The sequence below is a fragment of the Streptomyces sp. NPDC059452 genome (assembly GCF_042750035.1).
GTDB lineage: Bacteria > Actinomycetota > Actinomycetes > Streptomycetales > Streptomycetaceae > Streptomyces.
Genome location: NZ_JBHYVE010000001.1, coordinates 290,177 through 313,973 on the forward strand (window position 1 = coordinate 290,177; position 23,797 = coordinate 313,973).

Consider the following 23,797-nt stretch of genomic DNA (forward strand, 5'->3'; position numbering starts at 1 on the left):
CGGTGATCAGGCCACGGACAGCTCGACCTTGATGTTGCCGCGGGTCGCGTTCGAGTACGGGCAGACCTGGTGGGCCTTCTCGATGAGCGACTGGGCGGTGGCGGCGTCGACGTTCGGGATGGTCGCGCTGATCGCGACCTCCAGGCCGAAGCCGCCGGCCTCGGTCTTGCCGATGGAGACCGAGGCGGTGACCGTCGAGCCGGAGATGTCGGCCTTCTCCTGGCGGGCGACGACACCCAGCGCACCCTGGAAGCAGGCGCTGTAGCCCGCCGCGAAGAGCTGCTCCGGGTTGGTGCCCGCGCCGCTGCCGCCCAGGGCCTTCGGCGGGTTGACGACGACGTCGAGCCGGCCGTCGTCCGAGGAGACGCGGCCGTCACGGCCGTTCTCGGCGGTGGCGACGGCGGTGTAGGCGACGTCGATCTTCTGGATGGTCATGATGTGAGGATTCCTCCTGTTGGTGCGCCGCGACTCGCGCCCACGATCGCGACGGCCTGGGATGAGCCTAACGGGTGACCTTCCCCGCGCGGGCGTGGGTCAGACGAGGGAGACGATCATCTTTCCGGTGTTCTCGCCGCGCAGGAGGCCGACGAACGCGTCGTAACCGTTCTCGATGCCCTCGACCGTCGTCTCGCGGTACTTCAGCTCGCCGGAGGCCAGCCAGCCGGCGACCTCCTCGACGAACTTCGGCTGGAGGTCGGCGTGGTCGCCGACGAGCATGCCCTGGAGGCGCAGCCGCTTGCCGATGATCAGGGCCATGTTGCGCGGGCCGGGGGTGGGCTCGGTCGCGTTGTACTGGGCGATCATGCCGCAGATGGTGGCGCGGCCGTGCACGTTGAGCGCGCCGATGGCGGCTTCGAGGTGGTCGCCGCCGACGTTGTCGAAGTAGACGTCGATGCCGTCGGGGGCGGCTTCCTTGAGCTGATCGCGGACCGGCCCGTTCTTGTAGTTGAACGCGGCGTCGAAACCGTACTCCTCGATGAGGAGCTTGACCTTCTCGTCCGAGCCCGCCGAGCCGATGACGCGGGAGGCCCCCTTGAGCTTGGCGAGCTGGCCGACCTGGCTGCCCACGGCCCCGGCGGCGCCGGAGACGAAGACCGCGTCGCCCTCCTTGAAGGAGGCGACGTCGAACAGGCCCGCGTAGGCGGTGAGTCCGGTCATGCCGAGCACGCCGAGGTAGGCGGAGAGCGGGGCCAGGGCGGGGTCCACCTTCACCGCGTGCTTGGCGGGCACATCGGCGATCTCGCGCCAGCCGAGGCCGTGCAGGACGTGGTCACCGACCGCGAAGCCCTCGGCGTTCGAGGCGATGACCTCGCCGACCGCGCCGCCGTCCATGGGGTGGTCGAGCTTGAACGGCGGGGTGTACGACTTCACGTCGTTCATCCGGCCGCGCATGTACGGGTCGACGGAGAAGTACTTGTTGCGGACGAGGATGCGGCCTTCGGCCGGAGCGGCCACCGCGGCCTCACGCAGCGCGAAGTCCTCGGCCTTGGGCCAGCCGTGGGGGCGGGCGACGAGGTGCCATTCACGGCTGGACGCGGGAAGTGCTGCAGACATGGGCTCGGGGTCTCCTCAGTGTCCTACGGGGAAGCCTTGCGAAGAAAAGCTTCATTACATGAAACAACCATGCTCCTGGATATTTCATATTGTCAAGTAAATCGGTACGCTGGTCCCCATGGCCACCCGCACAGACCCCCTGACCCTTGAGGTCGTCGAGCTCATCGGCGCCGTCGTGGCGCGCTACCACGAGGAGTACGACCGTGCCGCCGCCGAGCACTCCCTCACCGGGGCGCAGGCGCGGGTCCTCGGCCTGCTCGCGCTGGAGCCCACGCCGATGCGGAAGATCGCCGTCAAGCTGAAGTGCGAGCCGTCGAACGTGACCGGCATCGTCGACCGCCTGGAGACCCGCGGCCTGGTCGAACGCCGGCCGGACCCGGCCGACCGCCGCGTGAAGCTGGCCGCCGCCACGGAGACGGGCGCGCAGACGGCCCGGGAGCTGCGGGAGTCGCTGAACTTCGCCCGGGAGCCGCTGGCCGGGCTGTCCGAAGCGGAGCGGACCGTACTGCGGGATCTGCTGCGGCGGATGCTGGGCGAGTCCTGAGCCAGGGCCTACGTGCACCACCACAGGAAGCGGGTGCAGGTCGGGGACGGTGTCGGGGTGGGCGCCGGGGCCTGCGTCGGCTGGTCCTGCGGCGGGGGCGGGGGCGCCGATGCGGTCGGGGGCTCCTCCGGATCGTCCGGGGCGGGCGGGTCGGCGGGCGGGGTGCCGGGGTCACCGGACGGGTCCGTGCCGTCGGGATCCGGGGATGCCGTGGGCGAGGCCGTCGCCGTGGAGGCTTCGGGGCTCGGGGGGTCCGAGGGGCCGCCCGAGGCGCTGTCCGTGGGGGCGCCGTTCGTCGGCGCCGCGTCCGGCGAAGGCCCCGCCGCCTCGCCCGTACGGGAGGGGACCGGGCCCGGGTCCTGCGGCGCCTCCCCGGCCGAGGAGTCCGGCGCGGAGTCGTCGGGAGCCTGCGACGCCTCCCGTACGAAGTCGGCGGCGACCCGGTCCCGGTCCGGCTCCGCGGCCAGTTCCGCCAGGCTCAGCGCCCCCGCCGCGAGGACCAGACCGCCCGCCGCGAGCAGCGCCGTACGGCCGCGTCTGCGGTGGCTGCCCCGCGCACGGCGGCGGGAGCGGGCGGCGGGGACGGGCGCGGCGGCCTCGTCCGGGGCGTCCGGGGCGTGGCCCACGAGGGTCGGCGCGGGCACGGCGAAGGGGCCCAGAGCCTCGGCGGGAGTCCCGCACCCGGCGCAGGCCAGGGCTCCGTTGAGATGCCGTCGGCACGGGTGGCAGTAATCCATGGCGCCCGCAGATTAGACGTGGACAGATCAACGGAGGAAGCGGACCAGGTGAGGATCCTGTGAGGAACGGCGGATTCCGCGGACAGCCGGTCCGATACGCCTGACCTGCGGGAGGATGGGCGGCATGACCGCTCCCACCCCCTTCGGCCCCCTCGAATTCCAGCTCGTCCTGCTCCGCCGGATGGCCGACCATCAGCCCGATCTGGTGGAGGAGGCGCGGCAGGAGCTGAGCGCCTCGCTCGCCGACATGAGGGAGGCCAACCGCCGCTGGCAGGCCATGGTCCGCGCGCCCCGGGGCCGGGGATCGCTGCGCCGCTACCGCTCGGTGCTCGGCGAGCCGGAGCTGACGCTGAAGCGCCGGGTGGGCGACCTGGAGTGCGAGGCGCTGCTCTGGCCGGTGCCGCTCTGGCCGGACCTCCGCTTCGAGGTGATGGCCGCGCCGGGCGGGGCGGTGTGGAACGAATGGCTCGTACGGGCTCCGGGGGCGGCGGGCCCCGAGCTCACCTCCGTACCGTCCCTGCGTCCCTGGTCGTGCACCGTGGACGAGGTCGCCCGCGCCTTTCCTCCGGCGCGGCCGATGGAGGGCAGCGCGCCGACCCGGTGGGCACTGGCCCTCACGGACCCGGGCAGCGGGGAGCGTTACGTCGCCGAGTTCACCTGGGGGCTGTTCCAGCGGCTGCTGCCGGGGGGAGCGGCCTGTGCCGGGTGTTCCGGCGGCTGTTGCCAGGTGAGCGGCCTGTGCCGGGTCTTCCGGTGTTCCGGCGGCTGTTGCCGGGGCGGGTGAGCCTTGGGGGCACCTGGCAGCCTGTCAGCTCCCGCCCCCACTTACGGCGCAGCCCAGCGCGCGCGACCCCGCCGGGAACGCGACGATGCGAGGAGAGGCCGGCTGCCGCCGGTACCACCGTCCGCGCTCTCGGGAGACCCTGCCGTGACCGTCAGCCTTGAGCAGTTGCAGCGTTGCCACATCGCCGTCGATCTCGGGGCCGCGAGGACCCGTGTGTACGTCAAGGGGCTCGGGCTCGTCGTGGACGAACCGAGCGTCGCCGCGGTCAACACCCGTACCGGATCGCTCATCGCGGTGGGTGTGCTCGCCGAGCAGATGACCGGCCGCACCCCCGAATACATCCGGGTCGCCCGCCCGGTCTCCGGCGGCACCGTCGTCGACATCGAGATGGCCCAGCGGATGCTGCGCCATCTCCTGGGCGACAAGCTGCGCCGCCAGCTCCGCCGCAAGCCCCGGCTGCGCGCCGCCGCCTGCACCCCGCACGACGCGGATCCGCTGGCCCAGCGCGCCACGGTGGAGACCCTCGTCGGGCTCGGCGCCCGGCGGGTCGAGCTGGTGGACACCCTGATCGCGGCGGCCGTGGGCTGCGGGCTGCCGGTCGAGCAGCCGACCGCCACCATGATCATGGTCTGCGGTGCGGCCACCACCCAGATCGCGGTGCTCTCGCTCGGCTCGATCGTGACGGCCGTCCGCATCCCGGTGGGCGGCAACGCGATCGACGAGGCGGTGATCCAGCATCTGCGCCAGCACCACGAACTGATGCTCCCGAGCCAGTCCGTGCGCCCGCTTCAACTGGCCCTGCACGGCAACGGCCTCCAGCTCACCGGTCCCGCCCTGACCGAGATCCACGGCCGGGACGTGGCGACCGGTCTGGCCCGCTCGGTGCAGGTCGACACCGCCGCCGTACGGCAGGCCATCCACACCCCGCTGACCGCCGTCCTCGACGGGGTGGGCAAGGTGCTGCGGGCATGCCCGCCCGATCTGGTGGCCGACCTCGCGGACCGGGGGATCATGATGGTGGGCGGGAGCGCGCTGCTGCCGGGGCTCGACCAGATGCTCCGGGACGCGACCGGCATGCCGGTGCTCATCGCGGAGCGCCCCGACGTCTGCTCGGTGCTCGGCCTCGGCGCGATGCTGGACGGCAAGATCCAGCCGATGGTCCTCAACCCGCTGGCGGGTTAGGGCTTCCTCGTTGTCACAGCCACCGCCACCGTCACCCGTCGACCGGCTGCCGATGCTTCTGGAGGCCGTCCTCAGCATCGGCAGCGACCTCGGGCTCCGGGCCACCCTCCAGCAGATCGTGGACACCGCGACCGCCCTGACCGGGGCCCGCCACGGCACGCTCCACGTCCTGGAGCCCGACCAGGACCGGACCGAGGCGCTCTACACCACCGGGATGACCGAGGCGGAGCGGCAGCACATCGACCGCCTCCTCCCGGGGAGCCGCACGGGGCTCCCGGGCGAGGGCGGCCGGACGGCGGGCGGGCCGCCCGCCCGGGCCTTCCTCGACGCCCCGATCCAGGTGCACACCGAACTCTTCGGCCACCTCTGTCTGACGGAGAAGAGTTCAGGCCCCTTCACCGAGACGGACCGGGCCCTGCTGCACGTCCTCGCCTCCCAGGCCGGTATCGCGATCGGCAACGCCCGGCTCTACGAGAGCGCCCGGCAGCGTGAACGCTGGATCGAGGGGGCGGCGGCCGTCACCACGGCCCTGCTGACCGGTACGAACGCGGCCGACGCCCTGATGACCGTGGCCGAGAGCGCCCGGACGCTCGCCGGGGCCTCGGCCGGGGTGATCCTCCAGCCCACCGAGGCGGGCGGGATGGAGATCGTGACCGCCTCCACGCTCGACGACCCGGCGGGCATCGTCGGCACGACCATCGAGCCCGGCTCCCCCGTCCTGGTCCAACTGCTCGGCGGCGAACCGGTCTTCATCGACGACTCCGCCACCGATCCCCGGATGACCACCGACGTACGGTCCCGGTTCGGGCCCAGCATGATGCTGCCGTTGCAGAGCGGCGGCCGGCTCATCGGCACCCTCGCCCTGCCCCGGCGGCGCGGCGCGCCCCCGTACACGGCGGTCGACCGGCTGCTGGCGACCCAGTTCGCCTCACAGGCGGCCCTCGCGCTGGTGATGGCGGACGCACAGGCGGACCGGGAGCAGCTCGCGGTGTACGAGGACCGCGACCGGATCGCCCGTGACCTGCACGATCTGGTGGTCCAGCGGCTCTTCGCGACCGAGATGATGCTGGAGTCGACGCGTCGGCGGGCGATGAGTGAAGCGGGCGGGGAGGGGGCGGGCGGGGAGTCGGGCAATGCCTCGGGCGGAAAGTCCGGTGACGCCTCGGACGGGGAGTCCGGTGACACCTCGGACGGGGAGTCCGGTGACACCTCGGGCGGGGAGTCCGGTGACGCCTCGGGCTGGGAGTCCGGTGACGCCTCGGACGAGGGCGAGGGGGCGGGCCGGGAAGGGGCGGGCGAGCTGCTCGGGCGGGCCGTGGACGAGCTGGACTCCACCATCCAGGAGGTCCGCACCGCGATCTTCGCCCTCCAGCAGCCGCCCGCCGAGGCCCCGAGCACCTTCCGGGGCCGGGTGCTGCGGGAGACCGGGGGTGCGGCGGCGCTGCTGGGCTTTCCGCCGTCGGTGCACTTCACGGGGCCGGTGGACGCGCTGGTGGGCGAGGAGACGGGCCGGGAGCTGCTGGCCGCGCTGCGCGGGGCGCTGGCCGCCGCACACCGCAGACCGGGGGTCTCGGCCATCGATGTGGAGGTGGACGCGGCGGGGCGGCTGCCGGACGGGCGGAGCGCGGTACGCCTGGTGGTGGCCGACGACGGGCGCGACGAGGAGGACGGCCGGTCGACGACGGTGACCTGGCAGGCGCCGCTATGAGCTGGCAGGCGCCGCTGTGAGCTGAGAAACGCCCGCGGTCAGTGCTTCGGGGCCGCCCGCAGCGCGATCCGGGTGTTGGAGTGCGCCACGCCCGCCTCGCGTTTGAGCCGCCGCAGCAGCGTGTCCAGCGAGACCGGGTCGGCCGCCGTGGCGCGGATGAGGTAGTCGTGGCCGCCCGTCACGTGCACCACCTCCGTGATCCCGGGCAGCATCAGCACCGAGCGCTCGAACTCCTCGTTGGTCGTGTCGAGCCGCAGCGTCACATCGATGAAGACGACCAGGCCCGAACGGGTGTCGGCGGCCGGGTCGACGATGACCGTGAAGCCGCGGATCACCCCGTCCCGGCGCATACGGCGGACCCGGTCGCCCGCCGCGTTGGCGCTGAGCCCCACGCGTACGCCCAGATCCCGGTACGAGATGCGGGCGTCCTCCTGGAGAATGCCGAGGATTTCCCTGTCCAGCCGATCCATACCGCGATTGTCCCAGCTTGCGGCGATATCGGCTGAGGGGAGCGCGTAGTGACCGGGGCGAGCCCGCCGTCGCCCGGTCGGCGCAGCCCGGCGGGCCGTACGCTCCCCCGCGCCCTTGACTTGCCGTGTGAACACCGCCGTCAAGCAGTCCCCCGAGCCCCCGGACACCCCCGCCCCGGCGGCCGCCGGGCCCTCCCCGGCCGCGTACCGCAATCTCGTCATGGCCACGATCGGCTTCGCCCTCACCTTCTGGGCCTGGAACCTGATCGCGCCGATGTCCGGCGACTACAAGGACCGGCTCGGGCTCAGCTCCTTCCAGCAGTCGTTCCTGGTGGCCGTGCCGGTGCTCGTCGGATCGCTCGGCCGCATCCCGGTGGGCGCGCTGACGGACAAGTACGGCGCGAAGCTGATGTTCCCCGTGGTGTCGGCGCTGACGGTCGTGCCGGTACTGCTGCTGATCCCGGCGAAGAACTCGTACGGGGCGATGATCGCGGTCGGCTTCCTGCTGGGGCTCGGCGGGACGACGTTCGCGATCGGCGTCCCCCTGGTCAACTCCTGGTTCCCGCCCGCCAAACGGGGGTTCGCGCTGGGTGTGTTCGGCATGGGCATGGGCGGGGTCGCGCTCTCGGGGTACTTCACCCCGCGCATCGCGGCCCACGGCGACAACCTCCCCTTTCTCGTGGTCGCCGGGGCCCTGCTGGTGTACGCGCTGCTCGCCGCCGTACTCGTCAGCGACCGGCCCGACCGGAAGATCCCCACGGACACGCTGGTGCACCGCCTCGGCGAGGCCGGGAAACTGCGGGTGACCTGGGAGCTGTCGGCGCTGTACGCGATCGGCTTCGGCGGGATCGTGGCGTTCGGGGTCTATCTGCCGACGTACCTCAAGACCTGGTACGAGATGTCGCCGACCGAGGCGGGCACCAAGGCGGCCGGGTTCGCGCTGGTGACGGTCGTCTTCCGGCCGATCGGCGGCTGGCTCTCGGACCGGATCCACCCCGCGCTGGTGACCTCGGGCGCGCTGCTGGCGGCGGCCCTGATGGCGGTCGTCCAGGCCTTCGAGCCGCCGCTGAACCCGGTCGGCACGATCGCGCTGCTGGCCATGGCGGCCGGGCTCGGCACGGCGAGCGGCAGTGTGTTCGCGCTGGTCTCGCAGGTGACCCCACAGCCGAAGGTGGGCAGTGTGACGGGCATCGTCGGTGCGATGGGCGGGCTGGGCGGCTTCGTGCCACCGTTGGTGATGGGCGCGATCTACAGCGCCAAGGACTCGTACGCGATCGGGTTCATGCTGCTGTCCGATCTGGCGCTGGCGGGATGCGTGTACGCGTACGGGCGGATGCGGACCCTCCGGCGCGACGGATGAGGTCGTCTCTCCTGCTGGCCGGGGCCGCACCGGGGATCAGCCCGGCTGCCCGATGCTGCCGATGATCAGCCCGGCTGCCAGACGCTCTCGATGATCAGCCCGGCTGTCCGATGCTCTCAATGATCAGCCCGGCTGCCTGATGCTCTCGATGATCCGGGCGAAGCCCTCCTCTCCGTGGCCCGCGTCGATCTGACGCTGGATGAGCGCCTGGACCATGGCGATCACCTCGGTGCCGACGCCCTGGTCGGCACTCGCGTCCACGAGGTCTCCGAGCTGGGAGAAGGAGAGGCTCTGCTGCCCTTCGACGGTGTAGTCCCCGCCGTCGACGACCGCGGCGAACCCTTCGAAGCCGCTGGTCATGGCGGTCATGAAGGGGGCGGCCAGAGCGGCGAACTCGCTCGCCGTCACCCCGGCCGGGGTGACCATGGCCACGCCGTGCAGGAACCCGGCGAACATGACGTACATGCCCGAGAGCAGCGCGAGGTCGTACAGACAGGCCAGTCCGGCGTCCTCACCGAAGTAGGTACTGGTCCCCCAGAGGTCGAGCAGTTCCTTGTACGCGTCGAAGACCTCGCCGGAGCCGCTGTAGAGGATCGACGACCCCGGCCCGCCGATCATCTCCGGCGTCGCCATGATCCCGCCGTCCAGATACGCGATCCCGGCCCGGGCGGCCCACTCGGCGGACTCCCGTGCCTGGGCCGGGGATGTGGTGGTGAGGTTGATCAGCGTCCGCCCGGCCAGCTCCCCGGCGAGCGGGTCGAGCACCTCATGGACCGACGCGTGGTCCAGCAGGCAGGCGATCACCAGGTCCCCCGCCCGGACCGCTTCACCGGCCGTGTCGGCGGCCCTGGCACCCTGGGCGACGAGGTCGCCCGCCCTGCCCGGGGTGCGGTTCCAGACCGTCGTCCCGTGACCGGCCTTCACCAGGGCGTCCGCGAGGGCTCTGCCCATCTCCCCCAGCCCGAGAACACTCACCTGGACGCTGTTGTTGTCGACTGCCATTTCCGGCACTCCTCCTCGTGTTTTTCCTTCGGTTCGATCCTCTCCTCAGCCAGTAGGGTTGACCAGTACGGACTAATTAGTCAGGTACTCACCCGTGGGTAAGTACGTCTTGTACGTCTTGGAGGAGGGCGGATGGCACCGTCGGCACGGAGCGGCCCCTACTTCTGCGGTATCGACGCGGCCATGGACGTGGTGGCCGGGAAGTGGAAGCCGCTGATCCTCTGGGAGCTGGACCACTACGGGACCCGCCGGTTCGCCGAGCTGCGGCGCGGGCTGCCGGGCGTCAGCGAGAAGATGCTGATCCAGCATCTTCGGGAGATGGAGGAGGACGGGCTCGTGCACCGCGAGGTGTACCGGCAGATGCCTCCGAAGGTCGAGTACTCCCTGACGGAGCACGGTCTGTCGCTCAATGCGGCCCTGGCCTCCCTGGGGCGGTGGGGCACCGAACGCATGCGGCGGACCGGGGCCGAGAAGGTGTCCGTCGCCTGACGCGCGGGAGGGCTGGGGGGTCTGGGGTGGGGCTGGGGGCTCTGGGGGGCTCCGGGGGGCGCCGAACTGCCCTTCCAGGCAGGCGATGTCGCCGACGGCCGCCCCGGGGTGACGCTCCCCTCACCTGTGCCCGGGTCCCGGCGAGGGCGGCGCCGAAGCCCTAGGCTTCCCGGCGTGACCCTCCTTCTTCCCGCGCTCCAGTCCCCCACCGGCCCGGCAGCCTCCCGGGAGGCCGTCCGCTTCGGTGATCTCTCCCTGACCTACGGGCGGCTGGCCGCGGCCGCCACCGCGCTCGCCGCCCGGATCGCGGACGCGGGCCGGGTCGCCGTCTGGGCCACCCCGACGCCGGAGACGGTGATCGCGGTGGTCGCGGCGTTGCGGGCCGGAGTGCCGGTCGTGCCGCTCAACCCCCGTACGGGCGAAGCCGAGTTGGCGCACATCCTGGCCGACAGCGCGCCCACGGCCGTACTGGCGGGGCCGGACGACGTACTTCCGGCGGCGCTGGAGAAGCTGCGGCGGGTGACGGTCGACGCGCGGGCGTCCGAGCGTGCGGACGGCTACGCGGCGGACGAGGCGGCCTCCGAATCCCCCGAACTCCCCGGCTCCCCCGAGTCCCCTGAGTCCCCTGAGTCCCCTGAGGCTCCCGAGGCTCCCGAGGCTCCCGAGGCTCCCGCCCTGATCGTCTACACCTCCGGCACCACCGGCCCTCCCAAGGGTGCCGTGCTGCCCCGCCGGGCCATCGCCGCGTCCCTGGACGCGCTGGAGGACGCCTGGGGGTGGGCCGGTGACGACGTCCTGGTGCACGCGCTGCCGCTGTTCCATGTGCACGGGCTGATCCTGGGCGTCCTCGGTCCGCTGCGGCGCGGCGGATCCCTGCGCCACCTGGGGAAGTTCTCCGCCGAGGGTGTGGCCCGGGAGCTGGGGACCGGGGGCACGATGCTCTTCGGCGTACCGACGATGTACCACCGGCTGGCCGAGGTGCTGGACGCCCCGGCGGGGGCCGCCGAACGGGATGCGCTGGCACAGGCGTTGGCCGGGGCGCGGCTGCTGGTCTCCGGTTCGGCGGCGCTCCCCGTGCACGACCATGAACGCATCACGGCGGCGACCGGGCGGCGGGTCATCGAGCGGTACGGGATGACGGAGACCCTGATGAACACAGGGATCCGGGCGGACGGCGTACCGCGCCCCGGCACGGTCGGCCCGCCGCTCGCCGGGGTGGAGCTGCGGCTGGTGGAGGAGGACGGCACGGTACTGGAGGGGCCGGAGGCGATCGGCGAGATCCAGGTCCGGGGCCCGAACCTCTTCACCGGCTATCTGAACCGGCCCGACGCCACGGCCGCCGCGCACACGGCCGACGGCTGGTTCCGGACGGGCGATGTCGGCGCGGTGGACGAGGACGGGTACGTCACGATCGTCGGGCGCAAGGCCACCGACCTGATCAAGAGCGGCGGTTACAAGATCGGCGCGGGCGAGATCGAGAACGTGCTGCTCGGCCACCCCGGCGTCCGGGAGGCGGCCGTGACCGGCGAGGAGGACCCGGACCTGGGCGAGCGGGTGGTGGCGTGGGTGGTCGCGGCCGACCCCGGCTCTCCACCGTCGGCCGAAGAGCTGGCGGACCATGTGGCGGCCCAACTGGCCCCGCACAAGCGCCCGCGTACGGTGCGCTATCTGGACGCCCTGCCCCGTAACGACCTGGGCAAGATCATGAAGAGGTCGCTCCATGTCCACTGACCCTTCCGCCGGGATGGCGGCCCGGATCACGGCCCGGGAGGCGATCGCCCTGCTCACCGGCTCGGCGGACTTCACCGAGCACCGCCCGCCGCCGCGCACCCTGCCGCCGGACGGGCCGCTCGGCTGGGCGGGGTACGACGCGGCGCGGGAGCGGGCGGCGGAGCGGACCGGCGAGGACGAGTCCGTGGTGTACGGGACCGGGGTCGTCGGCGACCGGGAGTGCGTGCTGCTCTCCTTCGAATTCGGCTTCCTGGGCGGCTCGTTGGGCCAGCTCACGGGAGACCGGCTGGAGGCCGCGTACGGACTGGCCCTGTCCCGGCGGCTTCCGCTGGTCGCGCTCGTCGCCACGGGTGGCAGCCGGATGCAGGAGGGCATGGTCGCGCTCACCCAGCTCCAGCGGGTGGCGGCCGCCGCCACCCGGCTGCGCGCGGCGGGGCTCCCGCAGATCGCCGTGGTCCGCGACCCCACGACCGGCGGCGGCTGGGCCACGGTGGGGGCGGGCGCGGATGTGGTGCTGGCCCTGCCGGGCGCCCAGATCGGCTTCGCGGGGTCCCGGGTACGGCCGCCGGACGCGGATCCGTACGCGTACGGCGCCGAGGGCCAGTTGGCGGCGGGCCAGGTCGACGCGGTGGTCCCGGCCGGGGAGCTGCCGCGCACGGTGGGGCTGTGGCTGCGGGCGCTGGGACCGCAGGGGGCGCAGGCCCACGGGGCACCCGGGCCCGCCGCCGCACCCCTCCCCCGCGCCCAGGCGTCCACCGCCGGGCTGCCCGCGACCGGCCGGGAGGCGGTGGAGCGGGCCCGTTCCGCGCAACGACCGCGTGCGGAGGCGTACTTGGCCGACTACTTCACCGTACGGCTCCCCCTCCACGGGGACAGGTGCGGCGGCAACGACCCGGGGCTGCTGAGCGGCTTCGGGCTGCGCGCGGACGGGCAGCCCGTCGCGTACGTCGCCCAGTGCGGCACCGCGACCCGCCCGGCCGGGTACCGCGCGGCGGCCCGCACCATCCGGCTCGCGGACCGGCTCGGCGTCCCCGTCCTCACCCTGGTGGACACCCCGGGCGCCGCCAACGACGCCGAGGCGGAACGGGCGGGCGCGGGCGCGGCCATCGCGGACACCTTCGCGGCCATCGCGGCGGCCCGGGTCCCGGTGACGACGCTGGTGATCGGCGAGGGCGGCTCGGGCGGTGCGCTGGCCCTCGCGGCGCCGGGCAACACCCATGTCACGGCGGACAGTTACTTCTCCGTCATCGCCCCGGAGCTGGCGGCGGCGATCCTCAAGCGGCCCCCGGAGGAGACGGGCGCCACCGCCGACCAGCTCCGTCTGCGGCCGCAGGACCTGGTGGAGCTGGGGATCGCCCGCTCGATCGTCACGTAGAAGGCGTTCACGACTGCGAGGCCGTTCACGGCTGCGGGAGCCGTTCACAACTGCGGGGGCGTTCCCAGCCGCAGGAGCGTTCCCGGCTGCGGGGGCGTTCACGGCTGCGGGGCGGCCGCCGTCCGCACCAGGGAGTCCCACAGGGCGACGGCGTGGTCCACGGTGGAGCGGAGCCGCTCCAGGGGCACGCCGTCGCGCGCCTCGATCGACAGCCCGTGCAGGATGGTCGCGTAGAAGGCCGCGACGGATCCGACGTCCGTGTCCGGTGACAACTCCCCTTCCCGCACTGCCCGTTCCAGCCGCGCCTCCAGCTCGGCAACCGCCCTGCGGCGCCATCCGGCCAGATGCTCGGCGACCTCCCGGTTCTGGTGGGAGCAGTTGGCGGCCGAGAGCACGATCATGCAGCCGCTCGGCGTCCGCGCGTCGGCGAACGTGTCGACGTTTCCACGCAGCATGGCTTCGACGGCGGCTCGGGCCGTCGGCTCCTCGCGCAGGGCGCGGCCGGTCGCCGAGCCCGCGGTGCTGTCGTAGAGCGCGACGGCCTCACGGAACAACTGCTCTTTCGAGCCGAAGGTGTTGTACAGGCTGGCGGAGTTGATGCCCATGGCGGCGGTCAGGTCGGTGAGCTTCGTGCCCTCGTACCCGAACTCCCAGAACGTCTCCATCGCACCCCGCAGCACCGCGGCACGGTCGAACGCGCGTGGACGGCCTCTCTCGGCCAACTCTGCCTCCTCGATCGGGGGTTGCCCCTCGGCCATCCTGCCTGTTAAGTATTTATGGATCGCCTGACCTAAAAATAGCTCACGGTGGCAACCGGAAGGAACGAGATGGCTCAGCTTGCGGGCAAGGTGGCACTGGTGACCGGGGGAAGCCGGGGCATAGGGGCCGCGACCGCCCTCCGGCTCGCCGAGGAGGGCGCCGATGTGGTGCTGACCTATGTCAGCGCGGCCGACCGGGCGAAGGAAGTCGTGGCGGCGGTCGAGGCGTTGGGGCGCAAGGGCCTGGCCGTCCAGGCGGACAGCGCGGACCCGGCGGCCGTCGTGCGCTCCGTCGAGGAGGCAGCGGCCGCGTTCGGCCGGCTCGACATCCTGGTGAACAACGCGGGGATCTTCCCCTACGGCCCGATCGAGGACGTGACGCTGACCGAGATCGACCGCACGCTCGCCGTCCATGTGCGGGCCGTCTTCCTCGCCACCCAGGCCGCCGTCCCCCATATGGGACACGGTGGACGGGTCATCAGCATCGGGAGTTGCTGGGCCACCCGCGTACCCGTGCCGAACGTGACGCTGTACGCGATGAGCAAGTCGGCGCTGATCGGCTTCACCAAGGGCCTGGCCCACGACCTGGCGCCCAAGGGGATCACCGCGAACATCGTGGACCCGGGCCCGACGGTCACCGACATGAACCCGGACGGTACGGACGAGGCGGAGGAGGAGCGGCTGAGGACGGCGGCGAAGGTGCTGGGGGCCGGGGCCGACACCGCGAAGGCCGTGGCCTTCCTCGCGGGGCCGGACGCCCAGTGGATCACCGGCACCTCGCTGGCGGTCGACGGCGGGTACACGGCCTGAGGGCGGCGTTCCGGTGATGCGGCACCATGGCCGCGGGTCCGGGGCACTGTTCGGACCGGGCTCTACGGCTGCGGGTCCCGGGCGTCGTAGCGGGCGAAGCCGCGCCACTTCAGGGCGAGCAGGCAGACCGCGACGACGCAGGCGATGCCTCCACCCACCACGGCGACGGCGGGCGAGGTGAGGTCGGCGACCGAACCGGCCAGGAAGTCACCGAGCCGGGGCCCGCCCGCCACGACGACGATGAAGACGCCCTGGAGCCGGCCCCGCATCTCGTCCGGGACGGCCGCCTGGAGCATGGTGTTCCGGAAGACCATGGATACGGTGTCGGCGCACCCGGCGAGCGCCAGGAAGAGCAGCCCGAGCCAGAGGTGCCGGGTGAGCCCGAAGACGGTGATGGCGGCTCCCCAGCTGCCGACGGCCAGCAGGACGGCGAGGCCGTGGCGCCGGATGCGGCCGAGCCAGCCGGAGAACACCCCGCCGAGGAGCGCCCCGAACGCGGGGGCGGCGACGAGCAGTCCGGTGGTCCGGGCGTCACCTCCGTACCAGAGGATGGCGACGACGGGGAAGAGCGCCCGGGGGTGGGCGAGCACCATGGCGCACAGGTCGGTGAAGAAGGTCATCCGGAGGTTGGGCCGGGTCCCGAGGAACCGCAGCCCGTCCAGTACGGAGGCCCGTTTGCGCGCCCCGCTCTCCTGCCGGTCGGGCAGCATCGAGGGCAGCCGCCACATCGCGTACAGGGAGGCGGTGAAGCAGACGGCGTCGACGGTGTACGCGGCGCGGTACCCCCACCAGCCGACGATCAGCCCGCCCAGCATCGGGCCGACGAGCGCGCCCGTCGTACTGGTCATGGAGCTCAACGCGTTGGCGGCGGGCAGCTGTTCGGGCGGCAGCAGCCGGGCGACCATCGAGGAGCGGGCCGGTGCGTTGAGCGCGAAGCAGACGGCCTGGAGGGCGACGACCGCGTACAGCAGGCCGACGTTCTCGACCCCGGCGAAGGTGGCGGCCATCAGGACGACGGCCAGGGAGAACGATCCCGCCGCGCTGAACAGACCGAGCTTGCGCCGGTCGACGGTGTCGGCGACGGCCCCGCCGTAGAGCCCGAAGACGACGAGCGGGACGAGCGAGCAGAACCCGATGAGCCCCACGGAGAACGCGGAGCCGGTGATGTCGTAGACCTGGAGCGAGACGGCGAGCGCCGTCATCCCCTGCCCGATCCAGGACACGGTGTTCCCGAACCAGAGCCGCCGGTAGTCGGGCGAGCTCCGCAGCGGGGTGAGGTCGGCGAATATCCGGGGGCGGCGGGCGGGCGGCTCGCCGGTTTCGGCTGTTCCGGTCGTCTCGGTCACAGGGGATGGTAGCCGGGAAGGCCGATCCGTCCGCAGGCGGCGGCGCCGCACACCGCCCGCACACCGCCCGCGCTCCTCGGGCGTCTTCGTGGTACTGCGTCAGGGGCCCAGGTGGACGTAGTTGGCCCAGAGGGTGGGGTTGCGGGGATACCGCTCGCGCAGGTCGCGGACGTGCTCGTGCAGCGCGCGGGCGGTGTCCGCGACCCGCAGCCTCCCGGTGCCGTCCGCCAGCGAGGCGTACACCTGGGGGGCGATGTGGCTGACGGGGTTGTCGGTCACGGGCCACATCGTTCCGATGACATGGGGAACCCCGGCGGCCTGGAGGGCTCCCGCGATGTGCAGGGCCTCGTCGATCACGATGGTGTCGCTGTCCGCCGTGCTGCACGCGGTGAGGAAGGCGAGCTGCGCCTGGGGCATCCGGGCCTCGGACAGGTCGAGAGCGGTCAGCGGGTTCTCCCCGTGGTCGTACAGGACCAGTCGGCTCGCCGACGGACGGGCCGGGTCGGTGACGCAGTGGCAGGCGAAGTGCAGCACCGAACGGGCTGCCAGCTCCCGGAGCACCGCGTCCTTCGTCGCGTCGGCGCTCCGCAGGTAGAGCGGATCGGGCAGCAGGGGCGGGATCTTCGCGGTCTCCGCGTCCAGCACGTCCAGTGCGTCCAGTCCGTTCAGCACGTCCAGCGCAGGCTCCTGGCCCGGTCGGTCCGGTACGGCGACGACCAGGCTCGACTGGGGACGTGCCGCCCGCTCCGCCATGGCCTGCCGGGCGTGGACCAGTACGGTGACGGAGGGGATCACCGACGAGACCACGGAGTCCGGCACACCGGCGCCCAGCCCCTCCTGCGGGCCGCAGGCGTGCAGCGGCAGCAGCGTCATCGGGCCGGTCGGACACCACCACACGCGGCGCGGCGGCTCCCCGTCCGCCGGATCGCATTCCGCAGGACCCTCGCCCCGTTCGCCGGTTCTGCCGGTTCCGCCGGTTTCGCTGGTTCCACCGGATTCGCTGGTTTCGCCGGTTTCGCTGGTTTCGCTGGTTTCGCTGGTTTCGCCGGTGGTGGAGGGGGGCCGGTGGCCGACCTCGGCCACGACCGGTGCGCCGACGTGCTCCCACAGCCAGGCGAGCACCTCGGTCAGCGCCGCCCATGCCGTACGGCGCTCCGCGAGCGACGCACCGTGCCGCTTCGCCTCGACGAGTGCCCTGCGGAACACCTCGCACCGGGCGACCACCCCGTGAAAGGTGATGTCCAGAGGGAGGACCCGTACGTCGGTCCCCTCGGCGCCGGAACCGATCAGCAGCGCGTCGCAGCGGAGGCGGGACACGTTGACCACGACGATCACGCCGTCGCCGGCCGCGGCGCCGAACTCGGCGAGGGTCAGGTCCGGCGCCGCCGTCCGCCGGGGAGACGCCACCGTCCGCCGGGGAGGCGGCCCTTCCGTCTCCCGCTCGCGCATCCGCCCCGTGAGCAGCGTGGTGCGCGCCCTTTCGAGCAGGACGAGGGCCCGCTCCACCTCCCCGGCGGAGAGCGCCGCCGAGGCCGCTTCCGGCCCGAGCCCTTCCAGGGAGGCCAGGCCCAGCTCCCGGTCCCAGCGGCCCAGGAGCTGGAAGGGCAGCCCGGGGAGCTCGGCGACGGCCCGTTCGTACGCCCACAGGCTCCCCGCGGTGTCCCCGCGCTGGGCCAGGAACCGTCCGAGCCGAGTCGTCGCCGTCGCGCGCACCCTGCGGTCGAGGGCGGGTGACGCGAGCACCTGACGCAGCGCCGCCTCGGCGTCACCGAGCCGTCCGCACAGGCCGAGCAGGATGCCGTGGCGGGCACGTATGAGCTCCGAGAGAGCCGTGTACGAGACGGGGTCCCGCCCGGCCAGCTCCCGGCATATCTCCACCGCCTCCTCAGAAGCCGTCAGGGCCTCCTCCGGCCGCGCGACGGCGTTACGGAGGTACGCCAGCGTCCCCAGCCCCCTGGCCAGGTCGGCGCGGAAGACGGGCAGGCCCCACCGCGCGGACTCCCGCCACAGACCGACGGCCTCCTCCGCGTACACCACGCCGTCGGCGGGACGGTCGGCGTCCATCAGCGCGGAGGCGGTGTCCCCGAGGGCGGAGGCCAGGAGCTCCCGGTGCCCGGCGGGGCTCCGGGCGACGAGGGCCCGCAGGATCTCCACCGCCCCTTCCGCACGGACGACACCCTCGGCCGGGCGGTGGACGGCCGTCAGCACCGCGGCTTCGTTGAGCAGGGTCTGTGCCAGCAGGGCCGCCTGACCCCAAAGGTTCCGCGCCGCGACCCCGCGCGCCAGGGCGGTCGCCTCGACCGCCGCGTCCAGTGCGGCCGCTGACCGGCTCGCGCGGTGGAGCACTCTGGAGCGGATGCCCAGCGCCTCGACCAGCCCCGGTTCGTACGCCTCCGGCAGTGAGCGGGCCAGTTTCCGGTAGAGGCCGACGGCGCGGGCCGAGCTGTCCAGCGCCGCGGTGAACTGCCGGCACTGGACCAGGCACTCCGCCCGCTCGGCCAGGCACTCGGCCAGGCGGGGAGCGAACCCGGCGTAGGAGAGGGTGACCGCGAAGGCCAGCACGCCACGGGCGTCCTCGACGACAGTCAGCGCCTCCCCCGGCCGCCCGGCGGCCCTCAGGCAGGCGGCCAGCCGGAGCAGGGCGACGCCCAGTTCGCCCCGGTAGTGGCCGCCGGAGGGTCCGCCGGCCAGCGCCCGGTACCGCGTCACGCACTCCCGCGCCGCCTCGACCGCCTCCTCCGTACGGCCGCACTGGGAGAGCACCGACGCGTGGGCTCCGTAGGCATGCGCCGCCGGACCGCTCCCGTCACCACCGGGTGCGCTCAGCAAGCCGCGTACGCGGTGGGCGGCATCGGTGGACAGCTCCAGGGCTTCGGCATGGCGGCCGACCCGCGCGAGTTGGTCGGCGGCGGACAGTTGGACCCGGATCCGGTCTCCCGTACAGCGGTCGTCATAACGCTCGTCGCAGCGATCGTCATAACGCTCGTCATAGCGGTCGTCGCCTTGCGCGAGGGCTCGCAGAAGAGCTGCCGCCCGCCGCAGCATCGGCACGGCCTCGGCCGGGCGGCCGACGGACACCAGGCTCTCGCCCAGCTCCTGGAGGGCCAGCGCGAGCCGGTGGTACCCCTGGGCGTCCCGCAGCGGGCGCGGCCGGTCCAGGACGAGCCGCCGCCGCAGCGCGACCGCCTCGCGGGCGGCCGCCACGGCCTCCTCGCCACGGTCCAGGCCGCGTCGTCGCGCGGCAAGGCTCTCCAGCGCGACGGCCAGCCCCGGCCGGTAGGCGGGGTCCCTCTCGGCCCACCGGCGCCACAGGCCCACGGCCTCGGCCGCCGCTTCCTCCGCCTCGGCGAAGAGGTTGACGGCGACCAGCGCCTCGGACCGGCTGATCAGGACCCGGGCGAGCCCCATGACGTCGGACGGCGCCCCGCTCCGCGCCGCGTCCCGGGCCAGCTCGACGGCGCGACCGGCGGCCGAGCACGCGTCGTCGAGCCGCCCGGCCGACCGGTGGACGGCACCCAGGGCGGAAAGGGCCTCCGCGAACTCGTCCCGGTACCGATCCGGCTCACGCTCGGCCAGCCACTCATAGAGAGCGACGCTCTCCCTCAGAGCGCCGAGAGCACCGAGAGCGCCAAGGGCGCCGAGAGCGTCAAGGGCGCCAAGGGCGTCAAGGGCGTCAAGGGCCCTGACGGTCCCGGCAACCCCAAGAGCCCCAACGGCCGTATCACGCTGTCCCGCCCAGGAAAGGCACTGCCCGAGGTGGCTCAGCTTCTGCGCCAGGTCCGCCGTGTACCGGGCCGCGCCCTCCTCGTCCCCCTCCGCCGCCGCTGCCTCCCCCAGGGCACGGAGGAGCCCCACAGCCTCGTTCATCGGCTCGACGGCCTCCGCGTCCCGGTCCAGTGCGCTCAGACACGCGGCGAACTCCTCCAAGGCGTGGGCCAGATGCCGGTGAACCAGATGCCTCATGGACGGCTCGGCATCCGCCTCGGCCATGGCCCGGAGCCCGTCCACCGCCTCACGGGCCGGCTCAAGCGCCTCCCCGGCCCGGCCGACGGCTCGCAGCGCACGCGCCAAGTCCATCCGGGCGTCGGCGAGTTGACCCCGGTGGCCGAAATCCCCCTCGGCGAGCCCCGCGTAGAGCTGTACCGCTTCCTCGACCCGTTCCAGCGCTTCGCCGGGCCGTTGCGCCGCATCGAGGTACTTGGCCAGACCGTGCACCGCGCGTGCCGGCGTGACGCCGTGGACCAGGGGATCGTGTTCGTGGAGGACCCGGGCCAGCCGCACGGCCTGTGTACCGTCCGCGACGGCCTCGTCCGTACGGCCGTTCTGCGCGAGGAGACGTGCGCGCGCGTCCAGCGCCCTGTGCAGGCCGAAGGCGCGTGCTCGGCGTTCCGGGCCGGGCATCTGCCGGTAGCACGCGACGGCCTCGGTCAGCGCGTCCAGCGAGGCGCCGCCCGGAGCGGCACCGCCCAGAAGCAGCGCGGCCAGCTCCTCCAGCTCGTGGGGGTCCGCCGCACCGGCGTCCCGGCGCCGCCGCAGGTGCTCCACCCGGGCCCGGCCACCGTCGGCGGGCCGGACGGCCCCGGGGTGGGCCAGCAGCGCGACGATCTCCCCGACCAGCTCGCCCCGGCCCCGCCCGCCGTCCCGTCGCCCCGCTTCGCCGAGTGCGTCGAGCACCACGGCCACGGCATGCCGCATCGGATCGGCGGTCAACCGCGGGTCATGGAGGTACAGAGCGGCCTGGAAGCGCACCACGGCAGGCAGCTCCCCGGCGCCCTCCCCGGGCGAGTGGGCGAGCAGGACGCGGTGGCGCAGGGTGTGGAACCGTGCGAGTACGTGGCAGACCTCGACGTCGTCCTCCGGCAGCGGGACGGCCGCGTACAGGTCCGCCGCCTCCCGCGTCGCCGCCGGTTCCATCAGCGGGGCCGCGCTCCCCTCCGCCTGGGCCCGCCGTATCCGCTCGTCGATACGGGCGATCAGTCTCTCGCGGTCGGCGATCGGTCCGTCGCACATGGGCACCGCCCCTGGTCGGCCGTCCGCCCCCGGCGGCTGTCCACCATTCCCCATCGCCCATTCCCCATCGCCCATTCCCCATCGCCCGCCCCCGTCCCCCGTCCCCACCGCGATGGTCCCAGCCTCAACCGGAAAACGCCCGGGATTGGAGGATGTTCCGATATTCCCCCACAGGGGGCGAGCCGTGAGACCTACCCTTGCGCCCATGGGCGACACCGTGAAGGACGACGTCTCATGACCACCTCCCTCCCCGCCAAGACCGCTGCTTTCTGCCGCGAGTTGGCCGGGACCGACCTCGCGGACCTCGCCCGGCGGCACGGCGCCGAGGACCACTTCGACCGGGCCGTCTCAGCGGTGCGCGAGGGGCGGCCGAGCGCTGTCCTGGAAGCGGATCTGGACACGCTGGAAGCGCTGGCGGTACGGGAGTTCGGCGAGGGCTTCTACCCCGCGAACGTACTGGCCTACCAATCCCTTCCGGGCGAGCGTCCGCAGAGCGGCGCGCAGTGGTGGTCCTGCCCCGCCGGTCTGTGTGCCGGGCGCGGGCGCGTCCGGCCGGGTCAGACCCCGGCCCCGGTCTGCGCGGGCCGGGGGACACCCCTCGTCGCCCGCGCCGTCGACGCGTGAACGGGGTGCTGGGCGAGCTCGGCAAGAAGCTCGCCGAACGCTGGGTGAGCCTGCTCGCCCTCCCCGGTGCGCTGTTCCTCGGAACGCTGGGGGTGGCGCTGACGCTCAGCGGCGCATCCCCTTTCGACCACGCCCTGTTACGCGCCCGGCTGACCGCCTGGTCGACCGATCCGGACCTGCGGTCGGCCGGGACCGCCGTACTGCTGCTCGCCGCCGTCCTGCTGGGCTCCGTGGCGTTCGGCACGGCCGCCGCGGCTCTCGGCGGACTCGTCGACCGGCTCTGGCACCTGCCGGGACGCCACGGCCCCTCGCGCGCCCTGGTCACCTCCCGCCGGGCACGCTGGCACCGGGCCGTGAACCGCGCCGACGCACCGGCCGCCACCCCGGACGAGGTCGCGGCCGCGATCGCGGCGGCGGACCGGATCTGCGCCCTGGAACCGCACCGCCCGACCTGGACGGGAGACCGCTTCCGTGTCGTACGGGAACGGGTCCGCCGGTCCTACTCCCTCGACCTGGACGCCGCCTGGCCACGGATCTGGCTGCTGCTCCCCGAAACGGCGCAGACCGAACTGTCCACGGCGGCCGAGGCCTACCGGACGGCCGGAAGAAGGTGGGGCTGGGCCCTGCTGTACGCCGCGCTGGCCTGGTGGTGGTGGCCCGCCCTGCTGATCGCCGCATGCATCGCGACCGGCGCACAACTCAAGGGCCGCCAGGCGACACGCACCCTGGCCGACCTGATCGAGGCGACCGTCGACGTGTACTACCGCACCCTGGTCGGCACCATGGGATACGACGCACCGCCGGACCGGCCCGACCCGGGCCATGGCGTGAAGCTCTCGGCCTGGTTCCGCAAGAGCCGCTGGGACCCGGACTCACCGATGTTCGAGTAACACGAAGGCTCTCCCCGCGAACCGGGCGCCAGAGGCACCCCGCCTCAGAAGCACCGGCCCCAGAAACGCCCACCCCAGAAACACCGGTCCCACAGACGCCCCGCCCCAGAACGCCGACCCCAGAGACGCCCCGCCCCAGAAACACCGGCCCCAGAAACGCCCACCCCAGAGGCACCCCCTCAGAGACGCCCCGACAACGGGGCCCTGCCCAGCGCCGTTACCGTGAGGGCCGCGACGGCGAGTCCGCCGCCCAGCCACATCACCGCGGTGACCCCCGCGCCGTCCGCCGCCAGCCCCCCGACCAGCGCGCCCAGGGCGATCGCCGCGTTGAAGACGCCGACGAACAGCGAGGAGACGGCCTCCCGGGCCTCGGGGGCCGCAGCCAGCAGCCAGGTCTGGGTGCTGACCGACACTCCGCCGTAGGACAGGCCCCAGACGGCGAGCAGCACTCCGGCGGTCAGGACGGAGCCGCCGAGCACCGGTACCAGCGCGACCGTGGCCGCCAGCACCGCGCTGATCACCAGCAGGGTGGAGCGCGGTGACCGCCCGGCGCCCGCACCGGCCACGAAGTTGCCCGCCACGCCCGCGACCCCGTACACGAGCAGGAGCGTGCCGATCATCCCGGCGCCCGCCCCCGAGACCTCCTCCAGCACGGGGCGCACATACGTGTAGGCGGCGAAGTGACCGGTGACCAGCAGCGCCACCACGACCAGCCCGGTCCGCACCCGCGCCTCACCGAAGAGCCGCAGCACACCGCCGAGCCGCACGTCATGCTCGGCGGGCAGCCTCGGCAGCAGGACCGCCAGGGCGACCAGGACCACCAGCGCCAGCGCGCCCACCGTGCTGAACGCCGTACGCCAGTCGGCCAGTTCACCGATGTACGCACCCGCCGGGACGCCGAGCACCGACGCCACCGCGATCCCGCTGAAGACCAACGAGGTCGCGGACCCGACCGACCTCGGCGCCACCAGCCGTACCGCCAGACTCGCGGCGATCGCCCAGACGCCGCCCATGCCGATGCCGACCAGCACCCGGGCGGCCACCATCACCGCGAACCCCGGCGACCAGGCCGCGAGCAGGTTGCCCACCGCCAGGACCGCCATCAGCGCACACAGCACCGTCCGCCGGTCGAACCGCCCCAGCAGGGGGGTCAGCAGCGGGGCCGACACCGCTCCGACCAGGCCGGTGATGGTCAGGGTCAGTCCGGCGGTGCCCTCGCTCACCCGCAACGCGTCCCCGATGGGCGTCAGCAGGCCCACGGGCAGCATCTCCGACGTCACCACCGTGAACGTCGCGCTCGCGACCGCCGCGACGCCCAGCCAGCCACGGGTCGCGGACCGCTCCGGCACCATGGTGGTGCCCGCTTTTTCCTCAGTCTGTGCCATGCGACCAGCCAACCCGCGCCGACCTGCGGGAACAACGG

Annotated in this window: 19 protein-coding genes and 1 pseudogene; 11 read left to right on the forward strand and 9 right to left on the reverse strand. The window is 73.3% G+C overall.

Going from position 1 to position 23,797, the window contains the following annotated elements; genetic code table 11:
- Positions 1–6 precede the first annotated feature (6 nt).
- Together ACFW9Z_RS01260 and ACFW9Z_RS01265 are read right to left on the reverse strand one after the other, a co-directional pair.
- Entirely contained in the window at positions 7–435 is a 429-nt protein-coding gene (locus ACFW9Z_RS01260) for an organic hydroperoxide resistance protein (protein WP_384632441.1), read from the reverse strand.
- A 99-nt stretch (positions 436–534) separates the two neighbouring features.
- Positions 535–1,554, reverse strand: a complete 1,020-nt coding sequence (locus tag ACFW9Z_RS01265) for an NADP-dependent oxidoreductase (protein ID WP_384632444.1) — start codon at positions 1,552–1,554, stop codon at positions 535–537.
- 118 nt (positions 1,555–1,672) lie between these two features.
- Here ACFW9Z_RS01265 and ACFW9Z_RS01270 point away from each other — a divergent pair, with 118 nt between their 5' ends.
- Positions 1,673–2,098: a MarR family winged helix-turn-helix transcriptional regulator gene (locus tag ACFW9Z_RS01270; protein WP_384632447.1), complete on the forward strand. Its 426-nt coding sequence runs from the start codon at positions 1,673–1,675 to the stop codon at positions 2,096–2,098.
- 8 nt (positions 2,099–2,106) lie between these two features.
- Here the strand turns inward: ACFW9Z_RS01270 and ACFW9Z_RS01275 are convergent, their stop codons facing one another.
- On the reverse strand, positions 2,107–2,835 hold the full coding sequence (locus tag ACFW9Z_RS01275) for a hypothetical protein (protein WP_384632450.1): 729 nt from the start codon (positions 2,833–2,835) through the stop codon (positions 2,107–2,109).
- A 124-nt stretch (positions 2,836–2,959) separates the two neighbouring features.
- Here ACFW9Z_RS01275 and ACFW9Z_RS01280 point away from each other — a divergent pair.
- The 3 genes and pseudogenes from ACFW9Z_RS01280 to ACFW9Z_RS01290 all read left to right on the forward strand — a co-directional run.
- Positions 2,960–3,523: pseudogene (locus tag ACFW9Z_RS01280) on the forward strand (hypothetical protein); the annotation flags it as partial.
- 240 nt (positions 3,524–3,763) lie between these two features.
- Positions 3,764–4,801 (forward strand): rod shape-determining protein, encoded by a 1,038-nt coding sequence (locus ACFW9Z_RS01285; RefSeq protein WP_384632453.1) that lies wholly within the window; start codon positions 3,764–3,766, stop codon positions 4,799–4,801.
- 52 nt (positions 4,802–4,853) lie between these two features.
- Positions 4,854–6,509: a GAF domain-containing protein gene (locus ACFW9Z_RS01290; RefSeq protein ID WP_384633352.1), complete on the forward strand. Its 1,656-nt coding sequence runs from the start codon at positions 4,854–4,856 to the stop codon at positions 6,507–6,509.
- Positions 6,510–6,547: 38 nt separating this feature from the next.
- On the opposite strand, the gene ACFW9Z_RS01295 is transcribed toward ACFW9Z_RS01290, so the two are convergent.
- The gene (locus tag ACFW9Z_RS01295) at positions 6,548–6,979 is read right to left on the reverse strand and encodes an Lrp/AsnC family transcriptional regulator (protein WP_084745772.1); all 432 of its coding nucleotides are present in this window, start codon (positions 6,977–6,979) and stop codon (positions 6,548–6,550) included.
- A gap of 127 nt (positions 6,980–7,106) precedes the next feature.
- On the opposite strand from ACFW9Z_RS01295, the gene ACFW9Z_RS01300 reads away from it, so the two are divergent.
- On the forward strand, positions 7,107–8,339 hold the full coding sequence (locus ACFW9Z_RS01300; RefSeq protein ID WP_384632462.1) for an MFS transporter: 1,233 nt from the start codon (positions 7,107–7,109) through the stop codon (positions 8,337–8,339).
- Positions 8,340–8,462: 123 nt separating this feature from the next.
- Here the strand turns inward: ACFW9Z_RS01300 and ACFW9Z_RS01305 are convergent, their stop codons facing one another.
- Complete coding sequence (locus tag ACFW9Z_RS01305) at positions 8,463–9,341, reverse strand: NAD(P)-dependent oxidoreductase (protein ID WP_384632465.1); 879 nt, start codon at positions 9,339–9,341, stop codon at positions 8,463–8,465.
- Positions 9,342–9,473: 132 nt separating this feature from the next.
- Here ACFW9Z_RS01305 and ACFW9Z_RS01310 point away from each other — a divergent pair, with 132 nt between their 5' ends.
- The 3 genes from ACFW9Z_RS01310 to ACFW9Z_RS01320 all read left to right on the forward strand — a co-directional run bounded on the left by ACFW9Z_RS01310 (position 9,474) and on the right by ACFW9Z_RS01320 (position 12,936).
- A complete protein-coding gene (locus ACFW9Z_RS01310; RefSeq protein ID WP_384632468.1) occupies positions 9,474–9,830 on the forward strand; it encodes a winged helix-turn-helix transcriptional regulator in 357 nt (118 codons plus the stop codon).
- A 174-nt stretch (positions 9,831–10,004) separates the two neighbouring features.
- Positions 10,005–11,561, forward strand: a complete 1,557-nt coding sequence (locus ACFW9Z_RS01315; protein ID WP_384632472.1) for an acyl-CoA synthetase — start codon at positions 10,005–10,007, stop codon at positions 11,559–11,561.
- A 13-nt stretch (positions 11,562–11,574) separates the two neighbouring features.
- The gene (locus ACFW9Z_RS01320; protein WP_384633354.1) at positions 11,575–12,936 is read left to right on the forward strand and encodes a carboxyl transferase domain-containing protein; all 1,362 of its coding nucleotides are present in this window, start codon (positions 11,575–11,577) and stop codon (positions 12,934–12,936) included.
- A 98-nt stretch (positions 12,937–13,034) separates the two neighbouring features.
- On the opposite strand, the gene ACFW9Z_RS01325 is transcribed toward ACFW9Z_RS01320, so the two are convergent.
- On the reverse strand, positions 13,035–13,658 hold the full coding sequence (locus ACFW9Z_RS01325) for a TetR/AcrR family transcriptional regulator (protein ID WP_384632475.1): 624 nt from the start codon (positions 13,656–13,658) through the stop codon (positions 13,035–13,037).
- Positions 13,659–13,763: 105 nt separating this feature from the next.
- On the opposite strand from ACFW9Z_RS01325, the gene ACFW9Z_RS01330 reads away from it, so the two are divergent.
- Positions 13,764–14,504 carry an SDR family NAD(P)-dependent oxidoreductase gene (locus ACFW9Z_RS01330; RefSeq protein ID WP_384632478.1) on the forward strand — a complete coding sequence of 247 codons (741 nt, stop codon included), beginning with the start codon at positions 13,764–13,766 and terminating at the stop codon, positions 14,502–14,504.
- A 62-nt stretch (positions 14,505–14,566) separates the two neighbouring features.
- On the opposite strand, the gene ACFW9Z_RS01335 is transcribed toward ACFW9Z_RS01330, so the two are convergent.
- Positions 14,567–15,850 (reverse strand): MFS transporter, encoded by a 1,284-nt coding sequence (locus tag ACFW9Z_RS01335; protein WP_384632481.1) that lies wholly within the window; start codon positions 15,848–15,850, stop codon positions 14,567–14,569.
- A gap of 99 nt (positions 15,851–15,949) precedes the next feature.
- Entirely contained in the window at positions 15,950–20,860 is a 4,911-nt protein-coding gene (locus ACFW9Z_RS01340) for a CHAT domain-containing protein (RefSeq protein WP_384632484.1), read from the reverse strand.
- 234 nt (positions 20,861–21,094) lie between these two features.
- Between ACFW9Z_RS01340 and ACFW9Z_RS01345 the strand changes: the two genes are divergently transcribed.
- Together ACFW9Z_RS01345 and ACFW9Z_RS01350 are read left to right on the forward strand one after the other, a co-directional pair.
- Positions 21,095–21,484, forward strand: a complete 390-nt coding sequence (locus ACFW9Z_RS01345; protein WP_384632487.1) for a hypothetical protein — start codon at positions 21,095–21,097, stop codon at positions 21,482–21,484.
- A complete protein-coding gene (locus ACFW9Z_RS01350) occupies positions 21,481–22,374 on the forward strand; it encodes a hypothetical protein (protein WP_384632490.1) in 894 nt (297 codons plus the stop codon). The genes ACFW9Z_RS01345 and ACFW9Z_RS01350 overlap by 4 nt, the downstream gene beginning before the upstream one ends.
- Before the next feature lie 179 nt (positions 22,375–22,553).
- On the opposite strand, the gene ACFW9Z_RS01355 is transcribed toward ACFW9Z_RS01350, so the two are convergent.
- The gene (locus ACFW9Z_RS01355) at positions 22,554–23,759 is read right to left on the reverse strand and encodes an MFS transporter (RefSeq protein ID WP_384632493.1); all 1,206 of its coding nucleotides are present in this window, start codon (positions 23,757–23,759) and stop codon (positions 22,554–22,556) included.
- Between the last annotated feature and the right edge of the window lie 38 nt (positions 23,760–23,797).

Bases quoted from the DNA above. Each gene is read 5' to 3' on its own strand.
- ACFW9Z_RS01260 (WP_384632441.1), bottom strand. From the start codon at position 435: ATGACCATCCAGAAGATCGACGTCGCCTACACCGCCGTCGCCACCGCC.
- ACFW9Z_RS01345 (WP_384632487.1), top strand. From the start codon at position 21,095: ATGACCACCTCCCTCCCCGCCAAGACCGCTGCTTTCTGCCGCGAGTTG.
- ACFW9Z_RS01270 (WP_384632447.1), top strand. From the start codon at position 1,673: ATGGCCACCCGCACAGACCCCCTGACCCTTGAGGTCGTCGAGCTCATC.
- ACFW9Z_RS01355 (WP_384632493.1), bottom strand. From the start codon at position 23,759: ATGGCACAGACTGAGGAAAAAGCGGGCACCACCATGGTGCCGGAGCGG.
- ACFW9Z_RS01295 (WP_084745772.1), bottom strand. From the start codon at position 6,979: ATGGATCGGCTGGACAGGGAAATCCTCGGCATTCTCCAGGAGGACGCC.
- ACFW9Z_RS01265 (WP_384632444.1), bottom strand. From the start codon at position 1,554: ATGTCTGCAGCACTTCCCGCGTCCAGCCGTGAATGGCACCTCGTCGCC.
- ACFW9Z_RS01305 (WP_384632465.1), bottom strand. From the start codon at position 9,341: ATGGCAGTCGACAACAACAGCGTCCAGGTGAGTGTTCTCGGGCTGGGG.
- ACFW9Z_RS01310 (WP_384632468.1), top strand. From the start codon at position 9,474: ATGGCACCGTCGGCACGGAGCGGCCCCTACTTCTGCGGTATCGACGCG.
- ACFW9Z_RS01290 (WP_384633352.1), top strand. From the start codon at position 4,854: ATGCTTCTGGAGGCCGTCCTCAGCATCGGCAGCGACCTCGGGCTCCGG.
- ACFW9Z_RS01340 (WP_384632484.1), bottom strand. From the start codon at position 20,860: ATGTGCGACGGACCGATCGCCGACCGCGAGAGACTGATCGCCCGTATC.
- ACFW9Z_RS01330 (WP_384632478.1), top strand. From the start codon at position 13,764: ATGGCTCAGCTTGCGGGCAAGGTGGCACTGGTGACCGGGGGAAGCCGG.
- ACFW9Z_RS01320 (WP_384633354.1), top strand. From the start codon at position 11,575: ATGGCGGCCCGGATCACGGCCCGGGAGGCGATCGCCCTGCTCACCGGC.
- ACFW9Z_RS01275 (WP_384632450.1), bottom strand. From the start codon at position 2,835: ATGGATTACTGCCACCCGTGCCGACGGCATCTCAACGGAGCCCTGGCC.